The following is a 21,804-nucleotide window of genomic DNA, read 5'->3' as shown; positions in this document are numbered from 1 at the left end:
CGTGGCCCCGTTCCGGCGATTGTTCATTTCACCATCGATCGTGGTGGCGGGCGGGATGCTGGCGTTCGCGGGTTTTTCATCCGCGCAGGAATCCCGGCCCGCGACGGAGGAGAACACATCCGTGGAAGCGACCCGTTCCGGATTGCTCGAGTTGGATCTGATGCAGCGCGGACTTTCGGTCCACGATCGAGCACCGGACTCAGCGGTTTCCGGGGCCATCGCGACCATCGAATCATCGAACGACATTTCACCGCTGCTGCCGCCGACCGAAGACCGCAAGGAATCACGCGACCAACTCGAACGTCGGCGCGAATGGGCGAAACAAAATTGGTTGATCGACGGGATGCGAAAAGCCGGGCAATCCCCGGCGGAAAGCGCCCGCGAAATGGAAACGTCAGCTGCGGAAGAGCGCGCCCGCCCGCTGCTCGAGGGTCGTTCCGTCGGATCAGAATCGGATCAGTGGTTGAGCGAGGCCATTGATGCGCAGTCCTCGTCCGATGCACATCGAGCCCCAATCGACGAGAGCAAGTTGTCCGCGTCCGTTCCGGCCGACGATGTCGTCAATCCCCTGGAAGGCTTTATGGCCCAATGGATGACCCCTGGGGATTTGAAATTGCTGCGTCCCACCGCGGAGGGTGCCAATCCCGGCAAACGCTCTGTCGACAAGCTGGCCGTATCCATCGGGCCAAAAAACGCGACCGAAGCGCCCCCCGCTGGCGCTGCATTCAACGGATTCACGCTCACCAACCGCACCGGAGATGCCGGGACAAATCCGTTTCTGCCCGCCGTCGACATCTCCTCGTTTACTCCGATCGAATCAGCCCCGAGCCGTGCTCCGGCCCGTGCCACCAACGTCCTGCAGACCAGCCAAAGCGATCGCCCGGCGCCCGTTTATCAGCCGACGGAACCCACGGCTACCGAAAAGAAAACGGGTGAACCATGGCGACCGCCAGCGCGCGACGACGAGAAATACTTCCCGCGGATGAAGCGCTTTTAGGGCTTGGTTTCGGTCCGTCGAAACCTTAGGTCTGACCGTTTGCACAACATGGCTACAGCGCTTTTATTTGCCGGACAGGGTGCCCAGAAAGTGGGCATGGGGAAAACGCTCTACGACGCATCCGACGTAGTGCGAGCACTTTATGATGAGGCCGACCGTGTCCTCGGCTGGGAGTTGTCGAAGCTCTCGTTCGAGGGACCCGCCGAGGCGCTGACCGAGACCAAAGTCTGCCAGCCGGCCCTCTTCGTGCACGGACTCGCACTTCATGCCGTGCTGAAAGAGCAGGGGAAGCTGGGCGAGGTCACCATGGCTCTGGGCCTGAGCCTGGGCGAACTCACCGCCTACTGTGCCGCCGGGGTTTACGACTTTTCGACCGGCTTGCGGATCGTCGCGGAACGCGGTCGCCTCATGCAGGAAGCCTGCGAGCAAACCACCGGCACCATGGCCGCCGTCATCGGGGAATCCCGTGAAGCCGTGAATGCGCTGTGCGCCGATTTCGACGTGCAGGCCGCCAATTTCAACGCTCCGGGCCAGATCATCATCTCCGGCGAGCAGGCCAAAGTCGCCGCCGCCGTCGAAGCCGGCAAAGCCCGTGGCATGAAACGCGTGCTGCCGCTCAACGTCGCCGGCGCTTACCACAGTCGTCTCATGGAGCCGGCGCGTGAAAAGTTCGCCGCTTATTTGGCCGACATCCCGTTTGCGGCCCCTCAATTGAAGGTCTTCACCAATACCACCGGCGCGGCCGTTTCCGATCCCGTTGCGATCAAGGAAGCCTTGGTCAAACAAGTCGTTTCCTCCGTGCTCTGGGAAGACTGCGTGCGGGCGGCAGTCGCGGCCGGAGCCGGCCCGTTGTGGGAGCTGGGCCCCGGTAAAGTTCTCGCCGGCATGGCCAAGCGCACCGAACGTGAGTGGGTCGTGAACAGCTTCGCCGAATTCGAGGATTTCTCCGCTTAATTCGACGGCGCCTCCCGCGCCTTCGCCCAGGATTTTATCGCCCGTATGGACGTTTCTCTTACTCGTAATTTTTGCATCATTGCCCACGTCGATCATGGCAAGACCACCTTGTCGGACCGATTGCTTGAGCACACCCGCACCGTGACCCAGCGCGTGTTGACCGCCCAGCATCTCGACGCCATGGATCTCGAGCGGGAACGCGGCATCACCATCAAGAGCCATCCCGTGATGATGGTTTACAACGCGCAGGACGGGCATGCCTATAAGCTCAACCTCATGGACACCCCCGGCCACGTGGACTTCTCCTACGAAGTCTCGCGCAGTCTCGCCGCGTGTGAAGGTGCGTTGCTCCTGATCGATGCGGCGCAGGGGGTCGAGGCGCAGACCGTGGCCAACGCCCACCTGGCGTTTGCGCAGGGCCTCAAAGTGATTCCGGTCATCAACAAGATCGATCTGCCCAGCGCCGATCTCGATATGTGCACGACTCAGCTCGAGGACATTTTGATGATCCCCGCCGAGGATGCGATTTTGGCCAGTGGCAAGTCCGGTATCGGCATCGTCGACATCCTGGAGGCGGTCGTGAAGCAGGTTCCGCCGCCCCGCTGGCACAACCACCCGCATACGCGCGCGTTGGTCTTCGATTCCATTTATGACGCCTATCGCGGCGTCATCGCCCACGCCCGGGTGTTTTCGGGTAGCCTCAAAGCCGGGACGCAGCTCCAGCTCATGAGCACGAACACGAAGAGCGACATCAAGGAAGTCGGCATCTTCACGCCCAAGATGACCAAAGTGCCCGAGTTGGCCGCCGGGGATGTGGGCTACATCGTTTCGACCATCAAGGACACCGCCGAAATCAAGACCGGCGATACCATCACCACCGCGATACGCCCGGCGACGGAAATGCTGCCCGGCTACAAGGAAGTGCGGCCCATGGTGTTTTGCGGCATTTATCCGCTCGAATCCAGCGACTACGAGAAACTCAAGGCCGCCCTCGGCCGCCTGCGGCTCAACGACGCCGCCTTTGTCTACCAGTCGGAGAGTTCGCTCGCACTCGGGTTTGGGTTCCGTTGCGGATTCCTCGGCCTGCTCCACATGGAGATCATCCAGGAGCGCGTGCGTCGCGAACACGACGTGGAGATCATCTCCACCTATCCCAGCGTGGTCTACCACGTGTATCAGCACGGCAAGGACATGCTGCAGGTCGACAACCCCGTCATGTTGCCCGATCCCGGCACCATCGACGAAATTCGCGAGCCCACCATTCAAGCCGCCATCCACATTCCCAATACCTCCATGGGCGACATCATGTCACTGGTGATGGAGAAGCGCGGCACGATCGATAACACCGACACGCTCGACGCCACTCGGGTCATGCTGACCTGCACGTTGCCGCTCAATGAGATCCTCGTCGATTTCAACGATCGGCTCAAAAGCATTACCCGCGGTTACGGCTCCATGGACTACGAGCTCGGCGAATACAAAGCCGGTGATCTCGTTAAAATGGAAATCCTCATCAACGGCGAACCCGTGGATGCGTTCTCCAGCATCGTGCATCGCGAGAAAGCTCCGGGGAAGGGCAAGGATTTGTGCGAAAAGTTGGCCGACATTATTCCGCCGCAGATGTTCAAGGTCGCGGTGCAGGCCGCGGTCGGCGGCAACATCGTGGCCCGCGATAATGTCCGCGTCATGCGCAAGGACGTTACCGCCAAGTGTTACGGCGGTGACATCTCCCGTAAGCGTAAACTCCTCGACAAACAAAAGGAGGGTAAGAAGAAGATGAAACAAATCGGTCGCGTTTCGATCCCGCCTGATGCGTTTATTCAGGTCCTCAAAAACTGATTTCCCGCGTTCGCCCTTAACCTCTCTACCGCTTAAAACTCGTGTTTGGACCCTTCGCCTCCGTGCAACGCAAAATGCGGCAGAATGCCACCAACTGGCTGGAGCTCGCGGAAAAGGTCGAACACTACCGTCGCGACGTGCTCAGCGCGAGCGATTTGCGGGAGCTGCAAGACCAGCAGTGCACCGTCAAGCAGCAGCTGAAATCCAAGGCCAACGCCAGTGATCTAAAACTGAGCATCGAGCGCCTGGAGGGCACGCTGCGCAAATCCGGCGGCACGCTGTATCCGAAGCGCTCCTCCGTCGAATACGTCGAGTTCTTCCTCGTCGCCGCGATCGTGATTCTGGGCATCCGCGCGTATTTCTTTCAGCCGTTTAAGATCCCCACCAATTCCATGTGGCCGAGCTACAGTGGCATGACCGGCGCGGTATATCCCGATGAAGCCGACGAGCCCGGCATGATCGGACAGGCATTCAACTTTGTCACGCAGATGGCTCAACCTCGGCGCGTGGACGCCCCGGTCGCCGGCGAAGTGCGCGTGCCGGTTGTTCGCGTGAACGAGAAACGCAATTACGTGCCGTATCGCACCGTGCGGGGGAAAAAGTGGTTCGTGGTGCCGACCAATTTGCGCGAATACGAGCTCTACGTGGACGACGAGAAAGTCAGCGTGCGCGTCCCGGCCGACTTTGATTTGGAGCGCGTGCTGCTCGATTCCTATTTCGATGGCGTGGAAACGTTTCCGTTGCCGGCCTCGATTCCCGTAGGCAAGGGCGTATTGCTGCCGACCGGCAAACAAGTGGAGGAGGGCGACCGCGTCCTCGCGTTTGATATCCTCACCGGCGACTGGTTGTTCGTCGACCGCATCAGCTATCACTTTGTGAAACCCAGCATCGGCGACGGCTTCGTGTTCCGCACCGACAACATCCCCCGGCTTCACGCCATGATGCCGGGTCCCAACGAGCAGTATTACATCAAACGGCTGGTCGGCGCGCCCGGCGACACGCTCGAAATCCGCGAGCCCGTGCTCTACCGCAATGGCGAACCGATTGAAGGTTCGGACGCCTTTGCTAAAAACGCCGAACGCGTTGAGAAGTATCCGGGTTACCGATACGAAGGCGACATGGGACCGGGGCAGACCCTCACCGTGCCGGAAGGTCAATACATGGCGTTCGGCGACAACTCCGCCAGCAGTCTGGACGGTCGTTATTGGGGCGGCGTGCCGGAAGCCGACGTAGCCGGCCGTCCGCTCATCATCTATTACCCCTTCACCAAACGCTGGGGCCGCTCGCCGTAAGTGGGTAGGGCGGTTTCGCCGAAACCGCCGCACGCATCCACTCGGGAAACGCGGACCCCATCACGTCGCAACAGCGCGCTCGGCGAGCACGCCCTACCTTCATAACCGGCGGGCAGGCTCCCCGTAGGCCGCGAGCTCGCTCGCGCTAACCGGCTGTCAGCGCATCCCCCCAAAGCGCCCGCAAGCGGACGGCCTACGACGCCCCATAATCCTCGTTCTCCCGGCGAAAACCGCTGCGAATCTCAACGTAGGAGCGAGCTCGCTCGCGCTAGCATCTGACACTCCGCGCCAGCGACAGTCGCAGCATCACTGCCCTCGAGGCTGGGCGGTTTCGCCGTAAACCGCCGAACGCCCCAGTTAGCAAATCCGGCACAATACGACCGCTCGCTCGGCGCCTTCATGATCCGGCGGCTCCGCCCGTAGGCCGCGAGCTCGCTCGCGCTAACCCCCTGACAAGGCATCCCCCAAAGCGCCTCTAAGCGGACGGCCTACCACGCCCCATAATCCTCGTTCTCCCCGCGAACAGCGTCTCGAGCGGACCCAAGGTAGGGCGGTTTCGCCGAAACCGCCGCACGCATCCACTCGGGAAACGCGAACGCCATCACGTCGCAACAGCGCGCTCGGCGAGCACGCCCTACCTTCATAACCGGCGGGCGGCTCCCCGTAGGCGGCGAATTCGTTCGCGCTAACAGTGGGGCACGGCCTCTCAAACGCGTCCGGTAAGCTCGGCCAGATCGCGTAAATAGGGCGCGGCGTTTTCAACCAACTCCGCGAGCTCGGCGTCGTTGTAGCGCCACTGCCAATTGCCTTGCGGCAGCCCCGGCGTGTTGAGGCGAGCTTCTCCGCCCAAGCTCATGAAATCCTGCAGCGGCACGACAGCGAGATTGCTCACCGCTCCGTAGGCCACGCGGATGAAGTCCCAGCCAATTTCGTCGCCAGCGACGCGCAGATACCGCCGCACGTGATCCGTCGTTTTGGCATCGGCCGTGCGATACCAGCCCAAGGTCGTATCGTTGTCGTGGGTGCCGGGGTAAATCACGCTGTTGCCTTCCAGATTATGCGGCAAGTAGACGTTGGACGCATCGCCACCGAAGGCGAATTGCAGGATGGTCATGCCGGGCAGGCCGGTCGCGTAGCGCAGATCGACGACGCTCGGAGCCAGTTCACCGAGATCTTCGGCGATCAATTTGCAGTCGGGCAGGGCGCTTTTCACAGCGGTGAAAAAGTCTAGACCGGGCCCCGTTTCCCACGTGCCTTTACGCGCGGTAGGGGCGCCGGCGGCGATGGACCAATAGGTGTCAAACCCGCGGAAATGATCGATGCGCACGACGTTACACAGCGCAATATTCGCCTTCAGGCGATCGATCCACCAGGCGTAGCCATCCGCTTGATGCGCCTTCCATCGGTAAAGCGGGTTACCCCAAAGCTGACCGTCGGCGGAAAAATAATCGGGCGGCACGCCGGCCACTGCGATGGCGCGGCCGGTGTTTTGGTTGATTTCAAATAATTCTGGATGCGACCAGACATCGGCGCTGTCGGCCGCCACGAAAATGGGAGCATCGCCGATGATCTGAATGCCGCGATCCGCTGCCTTGGCGCGGACTTCGTTCCATTGGCCAAAAAACAGGTATTGGAAAAACGCATGAGCGTCAGCGCGGTCGGCGACCTCATTCCAGAGTTTGCTGGATTTGGCTTCGGTAAAGAAACGCACCTCCGCGGGCCAGTCCCACCAGGCGCGACCTTCGAAATGATCTTTCAGCGCGAGAAAACCCGCGTAGGGGTCGAGCCACGTGGCATTTTCCGTGCGAAACGCGGCAAAATCCCCGTAACGATCGAACGTGCGACCCGCGTTCACAAAGGCGTCATAGGCCTTGAACAGCAGGGGCCATTTCGTGGCATAGAGCAGGCCAAAATCAACGGCATCGCGTGGCAGAGATTGCACGCCGACTAAATCCGACGGACTCAGCAGGCTGGCGTCCACGAGCACGTGCAGATCAATCAAGTAGGGATTGCCCGCGAACGCGCTGAAACACTGATAGGGCGAATCACCAAAACCGGTCGGGCCCAACGGGCAGATTTGCCAATAGGAGATGCCGGATTCGTTGAGAAAGTCGAAAAAACGATCCACCGCACCATCAAGGACGCCAATGCCTTGATCACTGGGCAGTGATGTGGGGTGCAGCAGGACACCGGCGGCACGTTGATCGAGCCAGTTGAACAAAGGGTTCACGGAGGATTTCATTTCTTCTTCTGTTGGCAGGGCACGCACTTGAAGGCGTCCGGCTGATAAGTGAGTCGTTCGAGAGCAATTTCTCCGCCACAGATGAGGCAGCTGCCATAGGTGCCAGTATCCAGACGACGGATGGCTTCATGTAACCGATTGCGTTCATCCTCCAAGCGCCGTTTTCCGGCGAGGGCAATTTGTTGATGCTGCATGGCATCGAGCCGAGACAACCGCCCAATCGAAACATCAGGCGAGATCACCGCTGTTTCATCACTAAGCGCCTCAATTTCCGCCTCAATAGCGGCCAACCGATCCGCAATCCGAGCACGATGACCCATTTCGATTTCGGAAGACATAGGCGCTCAGGTTTTGCCGTGGAGTGGAGTAAGGCACAGTCCATTAGGAATATCCGTATTAGACATAATGTTTATTGTGCGTTAATACCGTTAACGGGGCGAAAGCAGGGACAAGGCGAAAAGGCGCTAAATCTCTCAAATGCCGAGTGTTGCGAGGAAATCGCGAAAACTACCGAAAAGTAGGCAAATAAAGTTCGAGGCGTTGGCACAGAAGCTGAGGACGAATCCACCTCAGCACTGTCTAACACCGGGCGAATTCTCGCAAGCGCTCAAAACGCGCCACAATATCGAGAAGTCGACCTATTGGGTTCGTCGGCAATGCGCGGCTCGGGCGATCTTCACGCTTCCCGCGTTCTCGACCTACTTCATTCCGGAATCCGAGATTGAGCGGTTCATTTCGGAGGGCGCGCTTTGATCACGCGGAATTTCGAGGTCTCCGCGACTCGAACGCCCCGCCAAGCATTCAGCGCGGCCGAAATTTTTATTCGTCGGCTGCTGTCCATGGAATACGGCTGCGCGGTCACTGGATTCGCGCCCTTGCCGGTCGGTTATTTCCGCATGTCCGGGCTCCCCGGTCACGGTTGGAAAATCGAGGTAAATCCGGCCGGTTCGGTTGATCGGACCAAATTGGAGGCCGGAATTTGAGCTATTCCGGCCGAATTCTCCGCGACGCCGACCCATTCGGCCGGAACTTATCGGTTCCTACGGGAAATGATGGATACCGCTGTTCGGCCGATAAGGTCTTTCTTGCCCAACAACGGAACGAACGTTCCGACCGCTTAGTCGAGCGTGACCGCGCCCATCCGGTCAGAGGTGCCAAATACCGGGAGATTGTCCGCCGTTTCCAAGCGTCTGCCGAGGTCTGGGATTCCGAAAATAACCGGTGGATTGATCCATTTCCGATGGAGGTCGCGCCCTCTTGGGCGGACCCGGGCGTTTGTGATCTATCGCCGATTGATCCGGAAACCCTCGCCGCTCGACGAACCGAGCAAGCCCACCATTTACGGGCCGAACGGCAATATCGAGACCACGCCAAAGCCGAAACCGGCATCGGATTTAGTCCCGAAGAAATCGCCAAGCAACAAGCCGCACGCTCGGAAATTCGCGCCCAATCCCACGAGATTGCACGCCGTCTGGAGTCCGTCGGTAAATCGGCCTACCGGTCCGATTCCCTGTTTCTCTGGGCCTATTTCGTCCATTCACAGAAACGGGAACCGATTCCCAATTTCCGCCGGATTTGCCTGCTTCCATTCGTGGCCGCAATGGTCCGCGCTCCCAAACTCGCCGCGCTTGAATACTATATTGAGCGAAACCCGTTTTGCCGGTTCTGGACGTTCACGCTCGGTAAACGCTGCCGAATCGATCAGCTACGGGAGCGCGTCCAGTTGTTGCACCGCCGACTATCGCGCTTGAGTTCATGGCTACGGGCCGAATACGGGGTCGAATTGGTTTTTCGATCAACCGAGTTCGGCACGCTTGAAGCATCCGAAACGGGCCAAAAAAACGGGGACGCTGGTTCCGTAGAATACGACGAAAACGGCGAACCGCTTTTCCACCCGCACGCCCATTGCGTTGTTCAATCGCTGCGCGGGTTTATTCCGCCGCGTCGTTGGTCGAAGATGATCGAGGCGGTTTGGAGTTATTGGGGCCATCATTGGGACGCAGGCGCATCGATTCGGGACGCTCGGGAGTGCTGCAAATACGTCACGAAACCGGGCGACATGCTGAAACTATCGGCCGAAAACCTGGGCGAGCTTCACGAAGCGGTTTTCGGTCTGCGTTTGGTGGCTCCGATGGGCCAATTGAAGAAGCAAATTCGCGAACGAAAGGAGGCCAAGAAGACGCTTCGTCGTTATCGCCCTGTCGAAGGCCGCACCGGCGAAGGCATGGTCTGGCGCGAGGTCTACGACCAAAACGCGTTCATCACGCAGGACGAAGCGGACCGGGAAGCCTATTGGGAGCACCGCGAAGCGGTCACCATGGCGCGAGAAACCGCCATTGCGGCGCAGACGGAGCCGGGCACGGCTCCCGACATGGATCTCGGCTCGAACGCCGATTTCTGCCGCGTTTTCGCCCGTCTCTCGCCTTCACTGGGACCGTCCGGCGTGAAGGAACCGCGCGTGATTGTCGGCGGCACGCATTGGAATTCCCGCGCCGTCACCGAACACCCTCTGGTTGTGCGACTCTGGGAGGACACCGTCATGGAGTTCGAGGCGGGTGCCGCCCTCAGTGTTCACACGGGCACACCAACTGTCCGTGATTCGGAGACGTTCGAATTCGTTCCCGACATCCCGGAACGCGTCAAACCGCCCTCGCCGCCCATTTTCGAACCGGAGCCCAGCCGATGAACGCGCAAATTGATCGTGGTTCGACCGTCCTCCGGTTCCGTCGCATAGGTCGGAAAATCGTCGGCGTGCAGGCCGTCGAGGTGCTCGAAGTCGTCGGGACGCGGGTCGCGTGGACAAACCACTTGCCGAAACGTCGTGGTCTGGCCGAGCGCTACGTCGGACACAGTGACCTTGCCGAATTGATCCCGCTCGAAGCGTTCGAGACCGATCGTTTCGCGCCGTTCGTGCCGCGCTACCGCGCCGTGAAACGCGCACCGATGCCGAAGCCTGCGAAACCGCTTCACGCGCCCGACATCGCTACCGATTCCGAAAATCCGCTACCGGAAAACATGGCTGGAGAGTCGGCGGAGATGTCGGGCCGTGATTCTCCAGGGCACGCGGAATCCGGTGCCGTCACACAAAGCACCACGGCCGTTTTGGCCGAAAAAACCGCAAATTTTCCACCCTCGGAAACCTTAACCCGGCGCTGTGCCGATTAATTAAATGAATCCCGAAACCGAAAAGACGCCACCGGCTGAACCTACGGCCGTCGTCACGCTCGACCCGATCACGGTTGCGAGTGAGATCCTTGACCAAGCTCCCAAACCCCAACCGGGCGAAGTCGACAAGCCTGCTACCACGTCGACGCCCCCGCCGGCCGATTCCGTCGAAAAAGATTCCGGCGGAGTCGTGTTCGATGAATCGAAGCACAACGGCAAGAAACACCCGAAAACCGGCCGCTGGTTGCCACGCGGCGGACGGCCGAAAGGCTCGAAAAACAAGAAAGCGGACCCGGTTCCGGCCGCGTCGGCATGGTCCGACGCTGACCGCGCGGCCGCCGCGTCGCCTTCGCCGTCCGCGACTGCCGAAAACACGCCTTCCGCACCGTCAACTGAGTCAATCGATTCCGAGCTCGTGACCGATGCCGACGACGCGGCCGAAGTTGCGGTCGGTCTGGCCTACATGGCTACCGGCATGGCCACGGGCGAGCCCTCCGAAGCGCGCTTGAAAGGCGGAGACCATACGAATTTCAAGCGCACGCTGGCCGCGTATTTCAAATCCAAGGGCTGGCACCTCACCGGCGTTCTGGCCGTCGGCGTGGCCTGCGTTGCCTACCTGCTCAAAGTGAGCCGCCAGCCCAAAACCGAAGCGAAATTTTCGGGCTGGATGCAGCGCTGGAAATCCGACCGCGCCAAGCCGGTTGAAAAGGTTCCTGCGACGCCACCACGACGCAAGGAACCGGCAACGCCGCCCTCCCCTTCTCCATCGGTTCCCGCCGATCCTTACGCCCATATTCGCAGCTAAACCGCTATGACTGAAAACGAATCCTCCCCATCTGCTCAACCGGCCGAAGCGGTTGAAAAACCGTCCGCTCCGGTGCCCGTGGCGCTGACCGTCCTGCGTCACATCGTTGCGCTTGTCTACCCGTTGGCCCTGCTCGGTTCAGTTGTGTTCCTCTTCGGAAAATTCGGGCCGTCCGGCTGGCTCTGGCTCGTCGTGCTCGTGACGATAATTCTCGGAGTTCTCGCGCCGTCGTTACCGAAAGAATGAGCATTCACGTCGGCATCATCGGTCCCTCGCTTTTCGGAAAATCCCATGTGGGAAAACGGCTCTCGTTGACCTACTGGCAGCGCGAACGGCGGAGATCGATTGTGTTCGACACGCGGTCCGCCAACTGGGGAAACCATTCACTCGTCTTTACCGACAAGGCCAAGTTCCTGGAGGCGTGCTGGCGTTACCGTTCCTGTGCTGTCTTCTGCGACGATTTCGGCGACCATTTCGAGCGCGACAAGGAAGTGACGCCCATGTTCACGAGCTTGCGGCATCAATTCCACCAACTCCACGCCATGACCCACGTTTGGCAGGACATGCTCCCCAAACAGCGCAACCAACTTGGAACCCTTTTCCTATTCTGGCAGACCCGCGAATCGGCGGAGTCCATCGCGCGGGAATGGTCGGATTCTCGTTTACTGGAATCAACGCGGCTTCCAAAATACGAATTTCTACACTGCCGAAAACATGCCGACGCTCCGAACCACATTATAACACGAGGCCGATTCCCTGCTTAGCGTCCAAGAGTGCATACGTAGACGCTAGCGCGGAGCGCGTGGCTATGTATTTCTATTCACAAATCCGCTCAAAATATCTGTAAAGTAGGAAAATACAACACTCAAAAAGTATAAGACTATCGCTAAAAAAACACCTCCGACCACCGTTTGGATAAGCCAGTGAATAGTATCTTTTTTGGGTCTATAGAATTCAATATTAGGAAATGTATTATCGATAAAACACAGGATTTGTTTATTGAGATAGGTCCACGTGTTTGAGAAAATAAGAAGAACGAAAAGAAAGCTTATAATAAATGGTGATTCCATGCTTAGCTTGGATTCCAAATTAAATGCAGCCCAAAGACTCAAAACGAATCCCAGGGTCACGCCGACAATCTGAACTAGAAATTGTATCCATGCGGAACGAGCCCAACCGTTTCTTGTTCGGTTCTTTTGCAGATTTTCCTGAACTGCAGAAAATGATGAATCAACCCAATCTGAATCATCGGAGGTCACCGACAGATAGCAGGAGTTACCGCCTTTCTTATCGAGTCTCAACTCTAGGTGAGATCCAACTTGTCGGTTTGATCTTAGACTATCTCCCGTTTCTACCGTAAAAAGGATTCTTTCAACATATCCCGCTTTGTGAAAATAATCGATAAGATCACCTATTGAAAAAAGGCGGTATCCTTTTTCGTCGAACCTTATGACGTATGTTAGAAAACTCTTGTTTCCTTGTTCTGATTCATTCAGCACTTGCTGATTGAGTAGGACGCCTCTAGCTTGAAACACGCTGTCTATTTGGCGGAGTACGTCTCCGTCTATCTTCAGGTTGCTAACTTGTTGGTCTCGGTAAAAATGAGCCATTGTTTAATTGCGTATGACATTTGGGCTCAGTCAAGAAGGGCAGCAGACCAATTGACTAAACTGGCTGTCGAGCCTTTACTTTTGCTTGTATCTTTCGCTCAGAAATCCAAGTGTCTGTGAAACCGCTCCATCGGGATTGTCATGCTTCACCCAGGGGAAGTCGACCAAGCGTGACCACGCCCTTACGCGCTTGCTTAAGTGATCATCTGAATAGGTCGGATTTACCTTTATGTCTGTCTCAACGTAAACTCGGCTTGAAAATTCATTTCGATCTAACGTCTTCATGCTCTGAAGTATTTCGATTTTGAAGACGCGTTCTTCGTGGTTCACGATGAGCGTTTGAGTGATTTCGTATATTTCGTCGAAGCTAGCGAATGGATTATGCATGATTCATTGATGTCGAATTGTTTTTACATGAAAGAGGCGCTTCGGTTTTTGTTAATTCGTAGTTATTTTCAGAACTTATTGCACTGATATTATTAATCATCCCTGAGATGCTTCTTCATTGACTTACTAATCCTCTGAATTTGGATTTTGGTAGGAATTCGATAGGGTGGTACCAGTCTACTGATTTTCCTGAAAAAAATCTTTTGTGGATTTGGATCGAGTCTGTATTTCGAAGGATAGTCTAGTTTTGATAAAATCTTCTCACTATTTATCACGTCTAGAAATCTCTTTATGGTATCTAGTGCAGGAAGAATGTCGATTATTACCCGATCAAGCGCGTCAGCGTGATCGCAAAATATTTTGATATCTTCTACGTACCGACGGAGTTGGTCCAGATAGTCTATTGAATATGTCCTGCAAGTTTCTTCGCGCACTTCATGTAAGCGTTTTTTATCGCCACTTTTAAGAGCATCCCGAATCTCTGACAGGAACATATTGATACTTTCGGATTTTGCCGATAAGTCGGTGCGACTTTTTTCAATTCTCTCGATCACATCTCCATTCTTGAGTTTCTCTTCAATCCCTTCTCGCCGGATTTGAGAAATAATCCTTCGGGTCGAAAACCATCTTGTCAGTATAGCAGTAACTACTGTCCAGCAAACAAGAACAAGTGCTCCCTTCCATATGTAGTCGTCCAAGCCATTGTCTTGGAGATGCTGGATTAGCGCGTCGGTTAATGCCTCCATATTACCGACTATTCGTTGTCTAATATATTTACGATATCATCAAGTATGCGATTGCTGTCGTCATGACTGGCAAGTCTGATTGAGACGGTATCGGTACTTATTGATAGCGTCTCAGCGAGGAGTTTCTTTACCGATTCTCGGGAAGGCGGAGAAAGCCTTTGGGCTCTGATTTCGAGGAGAAAAACCCTAGTGGAATCTATCTCGTTAGCTGCAATTCTCGTAGCAAGAGTTGCTAATTTTGATCTTAGTTTATCGGACATAAAAACATTTAGATTCCTGAATCATATTATGGATATAGACCATTCGGACTAGGATGTAAAATAAACTAAAAGATTGGGGGAATTCCGAGACGTTAAGTCGATCGATGATCTATCGGCTGACAGTTTCTGATTTTTGACCAATTTGCAACATCTTGCTCGGTCTAGTCTTCCGCTGTTCGGCGTTGCTCGCTTCGGCCCTATGACGCTACCTCAGTTCGATTGATTGTCCCGGTATTTCCCCGGTTTTTGGGAGGCGATGAAAGCATCTCACAAAACTTGGCTTTACCGCGCTGCTTGGTTCATCGGCGGCGGATTGGTGGCCTTCATGTTCCGGAGCAAGCTCGATAACATCCGTGTTATCCGCGCGCTGCCTCGGTTCTAACCCACCCCGATACCATGCGTAGAAACGAACTCCGTATTACCGGCATCGAGGGTGTTGTAGATGGTGGCCTCGCCACTTATTCAACCCCTACCGGTCGCCGCTACTTCCAGCACAAACTTTTTTGCTTCCACGATGGCGTGGCCACGGCGGCGGGAACGGTCGTTGACCGCGTTCGCGTCAAAGTGGACGAGGTCGCGATTTGGGATTGCACCGCGCAGCGTCTCCTCGATGAGGCGAAATTGAACGGTATCACGGTCGGAACCGGTGAGCTCCCGCTCAACTTCTCCGACCCGGCCGCTGCCGACAAAGACGACGAATCGCTAACCGCGTGGGACACCGCTGGCGCCCGCACCATGTCGGTTGAGCTCCAACTCAAAACCGCCGGGGCTGTGCCTCGTATTGAGGGAATCATGTCTTTTGACCGGGGTTTTCGGGTCGGTGTCGATGGCAAGCGCATCAGGGCCATCATCCGCAAGTCGGAAAGCACGATCAATGCCCCGTCCGGTCTTTACGATTGGGACACCGCCAACAAGCGTTTCCCGATCCTGCGTTTCCTCATGGATGGCCCGCAGACGATCAACAGCGTCGACGTTATCGCCGATTCGGAACGCGTCTGGGAAGTCACCAAGACGCAAAACGCGCGCGTCCTCGCCGATTACGGCCTCGATGCCACCGCGTTTGAGTATCCGCTTTGCTTCAACTTCACCGAACAAATCGGCGATTTCCTTGAAGTGAATCAGACGCTCAACGTGCGTATTGACTCGGCCGCTGCGCAATCGATCACGGTGTTGCAGACCTCGGTTTCGCCGGGATTTGGAGCCTAACCGCCGGGGAACCGCCCGAAAGTTATGACCTTTGGTCAACTCCTCACTGATACGCTTAACGCGGCCTCGGCGATTGGCTCCGCGCGCTACCAAGCACGCGCCGCCACCGCCGCCGCGCAAGCGGCCACCGCTCAGGCCGAAGCCGAAAAGGCCAAGGCCGATGCGGACGCCGCGCGAGCACTGGCGGAGGCGGGACAACTCACCACCGGCGAGAAAATCACCGCCGCGTTGGGAGCAATTCCGCCGTGGATTCCGGCCGTTCTGGTTGTGATTCTGGGCGCGGTCCTCTTGCGCGGCCGCCGCCCCTGATTCCATCGTGCCTCTCCCGCTCGTAGGTTCGATTCTGGCCGGTTTGAGTGGTGGACTCTCCGGGGACTCCGGCCCCACCACTCAAGCCGCCACGTCGGGCGCTCCCGTCACGGTTAATTTCGGCAATAAAAACCTCGGAGTTGGCTCCGGGGGCACGCCCTCAACCGCCGCTCTCGCCACGTTAAACCCGGCTCTCGTCGCATCCCTCGCCCTCTCCGTTCTCGTCGTCCTCGCTCTGTTTTTATGGCCGTCCAAGCGCAAGCCCTCCCGCCGTCGCCGCGTCCGCCGCCCGTAGCGCCGAAGCTCCGCATCGAGCTGGCTCCGTGGGATTCGGCTTGCTCGGAATTTGAGCGGGAAATCCCGATGGATTCCCCGGCCGAGCATGCCGACTGCCTTCGCCGTGTGGTCGAGTCTGGCGGGGCTCAGTGCTTCCACGTTTTTAATGCGTCCCGGGAACGGGTCGGAATGATGATCACTCGCGTTGACGTCGAAGCGGCGCGCGAGCTAGTGATTGTCGCCGTCTACGCCAAGCGCGATTCAGACGGCTCGATTTTGCCGGAAATCGTCGAACGCATCGACGATCTCGCCGCCGCTGAATCGTGCGTCTCGATTCGGTTTCATACGATCCGCCCCGCGTTGGCTCGGGTGATGTCGAAGCGCTACGGATACCGGCTTGCCGAGGTCGTCATGCGAAAGGATTTGAGCGATGTCTAAGGGGTCAAAGAAAACCAACTCAGCGACGAACACGCACACGACGGCGACGGATAATTCTCTCAACGCGGCCGAGGGTGCAACCGTCGTCGGACAAGGCGGAACGCTCATCAATGAGAGCTTTGACGCCGACTTTGCGGCCGATGCCCTCGAATCAAACGAATTCGTCGCCGATCAGGCTTTGCGTGCTTCGCAGGAAGCGGGCGCGCGTGCCCTCGAATCAAACGAGTTTGTGACCGACCAGGCGTTAAGAAGCGCGCAAGAGTCACAGGAGACCGCGACCAATTTTGCCGGGGATGTCTCCCGCGATTCGTTCGAGACGGTTCAGCGCGGCACCGAGGATGCACTCGGCTTTGCGGGTGATGCCTCCCGCGATGCTTTCGAGACCGTGCAACGCGGTCAGGAGGATGCATTCAATTTTGCCGGGGACACGTCTCGCGACGCTTTCGAGACCGTCCAGCGTGCCCAAGAGGGCGCAAACCGTCTCATTGGTGACGTTACCCGCGATGCGCTCGAAACGTCGCAGGAAACCACCCGGGAAAGCCTCGATTTCGGCCGTGCTGCAATCGACCGCGTTGCCGGTGCGAGCGAAGCCGCGACGAGCTTTGCCGGGGACGTGTCTCGCGATGCATTCGAGACGGTGCAAGAGTCGACGCGCGAAAGCCTCGACTTCGGGCGCGACGCGCTCGAATTCGGCAAGGATTCATTTCAGGCGGTCGTTGTGGCCGGATCGCAGGCAAACGACCTCGTCGAAGACGTTACCCGCGATGCGCTCGAAACCACGCGGGAAACCTCCCTTGCAGCGCTCGAACTCTCCGACCGTTCCGGCGAACGGATCGAGCGGGCAACCTCCGGCGCGCTCGCTGAATCGTTCGACTTTGGGCGTGATGTATTTGAGGCCAGCAACGAAAACACCCGCGAGGCGTTCGACCTCGCACGCGCTGGCACCGGTGCCGCCGTCGATGCCGCTCAGCTCGTCGCTGATTCCGGGAATGCCGCGCTCGTCGAGGTTTCCAATTTCGGCCGGGATGCGTTGAGCGAATCGTTTGAATTCGGGTCCGATTCCATTGATGCCGTTCAAGAAATCGCTCGTGAATCGAGTGAGCAGAGCAAGGACGTAATTGACCGCGTATTTTCCGCCACGTCGACCGCTCAAGCGCAAACGCTGGCCTTTGCAGAAGATGCCGCTCGTCAAGCTGGCGGCATCACGTCGCAGGCCATCGACCGGCTTGAAAAGAATCTCCGCGACCCGGATTCCGACGTCATCCAGACGCTCGGAAAGTATGCCGCGATTGCAGCAACGGCGGTTTCTCTCGTCATCGGTTTGCGCAGTCTGGCGAAAGGAAAATAAATGAGTGTTCTACGCCCAAAAATTGCGGCCGGTCAAACGCTGCCGCTTCGTGTCGCCGGACGTTACGTCGACATCATTTCCGCCGCGTCTTTGATTGGCGTTAAGATGGGCGACATGCCGCGCTCCGACTTCCATCCGGGCACGGGAACGGGCGTCGGTCCCGGGCAGGAATTTGCGTTCATCGAACTGACCAACACCGCCGCGTTTGATCAGTTCGTTGAAGTCTGGGTCGGTTACGATCATTTCAACGACAACCGCAAGGCGATGACGGAGCCAAAGACCGAGCTGGTTCCGTGGGACGATACCGAAATTCCCGCCACCTCCGGCGTTACTTTCGCCCCTGATTTGTCGGTCGGAACCCGCCGCCGCCGGAAACTCATCATCATCGATAATCAGGACCCTGCCGTTTCGTTGCAGTGGCGCGTCGATGGTGTCGTCGGCGGGACGGTGGCGTTTGGCGAAAAGGTTCAGCTGCCGGTGAGTGAGGTGATTGAAATCTACAACCCCACCGGGTCGGCGGTCGCCTGCTACGTCTCGGAAATTTACTGGCTGGATTCCTGATGAGGACGGGGCAAATCCAATGTCGCCCGATCCCGTTGGTTTGGAAGCGGCGACTGTCGGGCCCTCAATTTGTGCGCTCGTCGGTCGCGCAGTCCGTCACATTGCAGGCTGGAAGCTATGACGCTGTCGTCATTGACGGCGGTGAGTTTTCGGAACCGGTCGCGCAGTCCGTCACTTTGCAGGCTGGAAGCTATGACATTGTCGTCGTTGACGGCGGTGAATTTTCGGAACCGGTCGCGCAGTCCGTCACTTTGCAGTTTGGAAGCTATGACGTTGTCGTCGTTGACGGCGGTGAATTTTCGGAACCGGTCGCGCAGTCCGTCACTTTGCAGGCCGGAAGCTATGACTTGGTCATTGTTGACGGCGGGGCGTTGAGCGAGTCGGCGGCGTGCTCTGTCGATCTGGTTTCAGGATTCTATTCCCTCGCGTGATTTTCATATGAAAAAGATTTCAATTCCCCATCAATCCGCCGTCGTCCGCTATCGGTTCCGCGTTCGCAATGAGGCGGGCGAGATCGTTCGTCGTGCATCGGCATGGCGGCGCAATCTCATCTTGGATCAAGGGCTCGATGGCATTGCCGTTCGCACTTGGGCCCATTCGTTTTCAAATGCCGCGATCGGGACAGGGACGACTCCGACAAAGCGCGATTCCGGGGCCGTGACGTTTAGCCGCGCGGCAACTACCGTTACCGCCTCCGCTGGTTTTTTTGAGGCGCAAGACGTGGGCCGTTTGTTGAAATGGGATAGCGGGGAAGAATCATATATTACCGCTTTTACTTCGGCGACGGAGGTGACGGTTGCAGATTCTGGCGTCGTCGCCGCTGCTGAGGGGACGGTGTGGTATGTGAACCAAATCGGGCTGACTTCGGAGGTGAAGCGCACGAGCAATTATTCCTCTGCTGGAGGTGCAAACGGCACGGTGTGGAGCGCGGGGACTGGTGAAGTTATCATGACTCGCACCTATCTTTTTTCGCCCGAGGCTGCGCCGATCGCTTATCGTGAAATTATTTGGTCTCACACTTCAAGTGTAGGGAATAATGCGTTCGGTCGCGATCTGTTTGGGGGGGCCGGTGTATCGCTGATTGCCGGGCAACAGTTGGAAGTCGAAATGGAACTTCGTATTGCGATGTCTCCGGTCGAGCCAACGCCGTGGGTTACGTCAATTGCCGGTTGGAGTGTGGACGGCGACGCGACGATTGAAACACTTGGCCTACTTGAGGTCGCGTCAAACGGAGGCCTTGACGGTTCTTCGTTTCAGTTGTCGGAAGCCTCAAATGCAAATTCCGTTGTGATTTCGACCGCGACGACGGCGTTGCGGGTTTCGAGCCTAAACGATCAATCCTTGACGGGTATCATTCAGGAAAAGGCCATGGGTCTTGAGGCTTATGTTCCCGGGTCTTTTTTTCGCGACAGATCGGTGACTCTGGGAGTTTCCGAGGCGAATTCGGCGGCCATCCGATCGATTGGAATTAGCAACGGTCTGGGCCGGGTCGGGTGGCGCGTGCTGCTCGATGTCGCAGAGACCAAGCTTTCAACGCATACCTTGCAGCTCACGTTCCGCGTTTCTTGGGGCCGCACCCTCGTAAATTAACCGCCCTGCCCTCCCCGTCATGACTACCGCCGAATTACAAGCCGCCTCCCTCGCCTATGCCGTGGCCATCACTCGCCGGGAACTCAATTTGCCACCGTCCGGCCCGCTCGACATCACGCAACGCGGTCCATATCTGCGCGCCCTCTCTGCGCGAATCCTTGCGGAGCCTGGGGTTTATTCCGCGCAAACTCTGGACAGTGCCCAGCGTTACATTGTGACCGGCGATCAAAAGCCGTTTGAGGGTCTATCGGCAGGCGAAGCTGTGAGCATCTTCACCGGGGAATTGGTCAACCAAGTCACCGACGCCGGGGAAGCCGTGGCCGGTGTAGGTCAAGGCGTGCTGACCACCGCGAAAATTGCCCGTTATTTTATCCCCGTTGGCCTCGCTGTCATCGTGGGCGCATGGGTGCTGCGCAAGGCCGGAATCATCAAATGACCGACATCATCAAAACCTCTCTAGGTATCGGTGGAACGGCGCTTGCAGCGACCACCGGCCAATTCCTCAGCGACCACGCTGCCACCGCCGCCGGTTGGGCAACGGCGGCATTTATGGTCGTTGCTCTCCTTGAAAAGCTCGGCGCGTTGCCGGGCCAGAAAAACCGCAAAACTAAATAATACCATGCCACGTCCCCGCGCTTTCAAATTCGCTCAAGCCGCCGCGGCCGATCAATCGCCAGCCGTTCCGGTGAAGAAAACTGCCAAGCGCCAGCCGGCCAAAAAGCCCAAGGCACCGGCAAAGAAAACCGCCAAGGCTCGCCGCTAAAATGGCGAAGCTCAAGCCGCTCAGGTTCCTGCCTCCGTATATTGATGGGGAGGTCAATCCCCTGCTATTGCCGGTGAGGAATCGGAGCGGTGTTTATGTGATCCGAGACAAGGCGACGAAGCGCGTTCAATACGTCGGCGAATCTCATTCTGGGCGGTTGCTCAAAACATTGCTCAGGCATTTTCAATTTTGGGCAGGGTTCACCGCTGGCGCGACGTTCAAACGTGATCGTGTTCAGGTTGCAATTAGGACGATGCCCCCCGGTTCAGCCGTCGCCGCTCAAGACAACCTGATTTGCAGGCTCAACCCCACACAGAACGAAATTCGCACGCGGTGCCCTTTAAATGATGATCCGTTTTAAGTCGCTTTTACTCGTCGTTGTGGCCCTCGCCGTTCTCGCAGGGTGCAGCAAGGTCCCGCGCTCGCTGAAACCGGCGATTGCGAGCGTTACGGCCGGGTCAACGGCCGTGCAGCAGTCGGGAGCCGCCGAAGTTCCGGCCCGTGCGGAAGTCAACGAGACCGTCCGCACGGTTCCTGTCCCGAAAGGCTCGGAAATTGTGACCGATGCCGACACGGGAAACCTTCGCGTGATCATCAGCGAGCCGACGCTTTTAACCGAGACGCGCCGAAACGAAGTTTCCGAAGCTCCGCAATCGTTCAAACCGGCCGCGCCTCCCTCGCCTTCTGACATCGCGAACGGGCGCGCTGTGTGGTTTTTTCGCATCGGCCTAGGGTTGGGTATCGCCTTGGCGGTGTTCGGCCTCGTGAGGGGCTGGGATTTCGTCATGTATGGCGGTGCCGCCGTTGCTGCCGGTTGTGGCCTCTCGCTATTTCTCCAACGCAATCCGCTGCTCGCTGGCTTAATCGGTGCCGGTGTCCTCGCCGCCGTCGTGGGGCCGATTCTCTGGCACTGGAAACTAAAGAGATTTCCCGACGTAAACGCGCCGGGTTAACCACAACCCACAACCCACACAAAGGAAGCGCGTCGGACTAAAACCCGGCGCGCTTTTTTGTGC

At 57.6% G+C, this 21,804-nt stretch carries 24 protein-coding genes; 21 read left to right on the top strand and 3 right to left on the bottom strand.

Translation table 11 applies throughout. The annotated features are described in order from the left end of the window. Position 1: 1 nt before the first annotated feature. Genes PXH66_RS08375 through lepB form a run of 4 tightly spaced genes read left to right on the top strand, consistent with a single transcriptional unit; the run spans position 2 to position 5,082 of the window. Positions 2–997 (top strand): hypothetical protein, encoded by a 996-nt coding sequence (locus PXH66_RS08375; RefSeq protein ID WP_330929616.1) that lies wholly within the window; start codon positions 2–4, stop codon positions 995–997. 48 nt (positions 998–1,045) lie between these two features. Continuing rightward, the gene (gene fabD, locus PXH66_RS08370) at positions 1,046–1,951 is read left to right on the top strand and encodes an ACP S-malonyltransferase (RefSeq protein WP_330929615.1); all 906 of its coding nucleotides are present in this window, start codon (positions 1,046–1,048) and stop codon (positions 1,949–1,951) included. 45 nt (positions 1,952–1,996) lie between these two features. After that, on the top strand, positions 1,997–3,790 hold the full coding sequence (lepA, locus tag PXH66_RS08365) for a translation elongation factor 4 (RefSeq protein ID WP_330929614.1): 1,794 nt from the start codon (positions 1,997–1,999) through the stop codon (positions 3,788–3,790). 41 nt (positions 3,791–3,831) lie between these two features. After that, on the top strand, positions 3,832–5,082 hold the full coding sequence (gene lepB / locus PXH66_RS08360; RefSeq protein ID WP_330929613.1) for a signal peptidase I: 1,251 nt from the start codon (positions 3,832–3,834) through the stop codon (positions 5,080–5,082). A 706-nt stretch (positions 5,083–5,788) separates the two neighbouring features. Here the strand turns inward: lepB and malQ are convergent. Then, positions 5,789–7,324 (bottom strand): 4-alpha-glucanotransferase, encoded by a 1,536-nt coding sequence (malQ, locus tag PXH66_RS08355; RefSeq protein ID WP_330929612.1) that lies wholly within the window; start codon positions 7,322–7,324, stop codon positions 5,789–5,791. After that, positions 7,321–7,662 (bottom strand): TraR/DksA family transcriptional regulator, encoded by a 342-nt coding sequence (locus PXH66_RS08350; protein ID WP_330929611.1) that lies wholly within the window; start codon positions 7,660–7,662, stop codon positions 7,321–7,323. The genes malQ and PXH66_RS08350 overlap by 4 nt, the downstream gene beginning before the upstream one ends. A gap of 902 nt (positions 7,663–8,564) precedes the next feature. On the opposite strand from PXH66_RS08350, the gene PXH66_RS08345 reads away from it, so the two are divergent. From PXH66_RS08345 to PXH66_RS08325, 5 genes are all read left to right on the top strand, one after another. After that, a complete protein-coding gene (locus PXH66_RS08345) occupies positions 8,565–10,010 on the top strand; it encodes a rep family protein (RefSeq protein ID WP_330929610.1) in 1,446 nt (481 codons plus the stop codon). 80 nt (positions 10,011–10,090) lie between these two features. Then, on the top strand, positions 10,091–10,489 hold the full coding sequence (locus PXH66_RS08340) for a hypothetical protein (protein WP_330929609.1): 399 nt from the start codon (positions 10,091–10,093) through the stop codon (positions 10,487–10,489). A 4-nt stretch (positions 10,490–10,493) separates the two neighbouring features. Next, complete coding sequence (locus PXH66_RS08335; protein WP_330929608.1) at positions 10,494–11,294, top strand: hypothetical protein; 801 nt, start codon at positions 10,494–10,496, stop codon at positions 11,292–11,294. Between the two features lie 6 nt (positions 11,295–11,300). Continuing rightward, positions 11,301–11,540, top strand: a complete 240-nt coding sequence (locus tag PXH66_RS08330; protein WP_330929607.1) for a hypothetical protein — start codon at positions 11,301–11,303, stop codon at positions 11,538–11,540. Continuing rightward, on the top strand, positions 11,537–12,058 hold the full coding sequence (locus tag PXH66_RS08325; RefSeq protein ID WP_330929606.1) for a hypothetical protein: 522 nt from the start codon (positions 11,537–11,539) through the stop codon (positions 12,056–12,058). The genes PXH66_RS08330 and PXH66_RS08325 overlap by 4 nt, the downstream gene beginning before the upstream one ends. Before the next feature lie 42 nt (positions 12,059–12,100). Here PXH66_RS08325 and PXH66_RS08320 read toward each other — a convergent pair whose 3' ends face one another. Beyond that, positions 12,101–12,904: a hypothetical protein gene (locus PXH66_RS08320; RefSeq protein WP_330929605.1), complete on the bottom strand. Its 804-nt coding sequence runs from the start codon at positions 12,902–12,904 to the stop codon at positions 12,101–12,103. Positions 12,905–14,693: 1,789 nt separating this feature from the next. Here PXH66_RS08320 and PXH66_RS08315 point away from each other — a divergent pair. The 12 genes from PXH66_RS08315 (at position 14,694) to PXH66_RS08260 (ending at position 21,741) form a co-directional block, all read left to right on the top strand. Then, positions 14,694–15,503: a major capsid protein P2 gene (locus PXH66_RS08315; protein WP_330929604.1), complete on the top strand. Its 810-nt coding sequence runs from the start codon at positions 14,694–14,696 to the stop codon at positions 15,501–15,503. A gap of 24 nt (positions 15,504–15,527) precedes the next feature. After that, on the top strand, positions 15,528–15,812 hold the full coding sequence (locus tag PXH66_RS08310; RefSeq protein ID WP_330929603.1) for a hypothetical protein: 285 nt from the start codon (positions 15,528–15,530) through the stop codon (positions 15,810–15,812). 7 nt (positions 15,813–15,819) lie between these two features. Beyond that, entirely contained in the window at positions 15,820–16,107 is a 288-nt protein-coding gene (locus PXH66_RS08305) for a hypothetical protein (protein ID WP_330929602.1), read from the top strand. A 170-nt stretch (positions 16,108–16,277) separates the two neighbouring features. After that, positions 16,278–16,526 (top strand): hypothetical protein, encoded by a 249-nt coding sequence (locus PXH66_RS08300; protein WP_330929601.1) that lies wholly within the window; start codon positions 16,278–16,280, stop codon positions 16,524–16,526. After that, complete coding sequence (locus tag PXH66_RS08295) at positions 16,519–17,874, top strand: hypothetical protein (RefSeq protein WP_330929600.1); 1,356 nt, start codon at positions 16,519–16,521, stop codon at positions 17,872–17,874. Before PXH66_RS08300 ends, PXH66_RS08295 begins: the two co-directional genes overlap by 8 nt. Next, the gene (locus tag PXH66_RS08290; RefSeq protein ID WP_330929599.1) at positions 17,875–18,435 is read left to right on the top strand and encodes a hypothetical protein; all 561 of its coding nucleotides are present in this window, start codon (positions 17,875–17,877) and stop codon (positions 18,433–18,435) included. Positions 18,436–18,506: 71 nt separating this feature from the next. Then, on the top strand, positions 18,507–18,866 hold the full coding sequence (locus PXH66_RS08285) for a hypothetical protein (RefSeq protein ID WP_330929598.1): 360 nt from the start codon (positions 18,507–18,509) through the stop codon (positions 18,864–18,866). Positions 18,867–18,873: 7 nt separating this feature from the next. Then, a complete protein-coding gene (locus PXH66_RS08280; RefSeq protein ID WP_330929597.1) occupies positions 18,874–20,025 on the top strand; it encodes a hypothetical protein in 1,152 nt (383 codons plus the stop codon). Positions 20,026–20,044: 19 nt separating this feature from the next. Further along, a complete protein-coding gene (locus PXH66_RS08275) occupies positions 20,045–20,461 on the top strand; it encodes a hypothetical protein (RefSeq protein ID WP_330929596.1) in 417 nt (138 codons plus the stop codon). Further along, positions 20,458–20,640 (top strand): hypothetical protein, encoded by a 183-nt coding sequence (locus PXH66_RS08270; RefSeq protein WP_330929595.1) that lies wholly within the window; start codon positions 20,458–20,460, stop codon positions 20,638–20,640. Before PXH66_RS08275 ends, PXH66_RS08270 begins: the two co-directional genes overlap by 4 nt. Before the next feature lie 4 nt (positions 20,641–20,644). Then, positions 20,645–20,788: a hypothetical protein gene (locus PXH66_RS08265; RefSeq protein ID WP_330929594.1), complete on the top strand. Its 144-nt coding sequence runs from the start codon at positions 20,645–20,647 to the stop codon at positions 20,786–20,788. A gap of 344 nt (positions 20,789–21,132) precedes the next feature. Beyond that, positions 21,133–21,741, top strand: a complete 609-nt coding sequence (locus PXH66_RS08260) for a hypothetical protein (RefSeq protein ID WP_330929592.1) — start codon at positions 21,133–21,135, stop codon at positions 21,739–21,741. Positions 21,742–21,804: the final 63 nt, after the last annotated feature.

This window comes from Synoicihabitans lomoniglobus, assembly GCF_029023725.1.
GTDB classification, from domain to species: domain Bacteria; phylum Verrucomicrobiota; class Verrucomicrobiia; order Opitutales; family Opitutaceae; genus Actomonas; species Actomonas lomonigloba.
The sequence above is the reverse complement of the archived record's forward strand: the minus strand, read 5'-3'. Positions and strand labels throughout refer to the sequence as shown.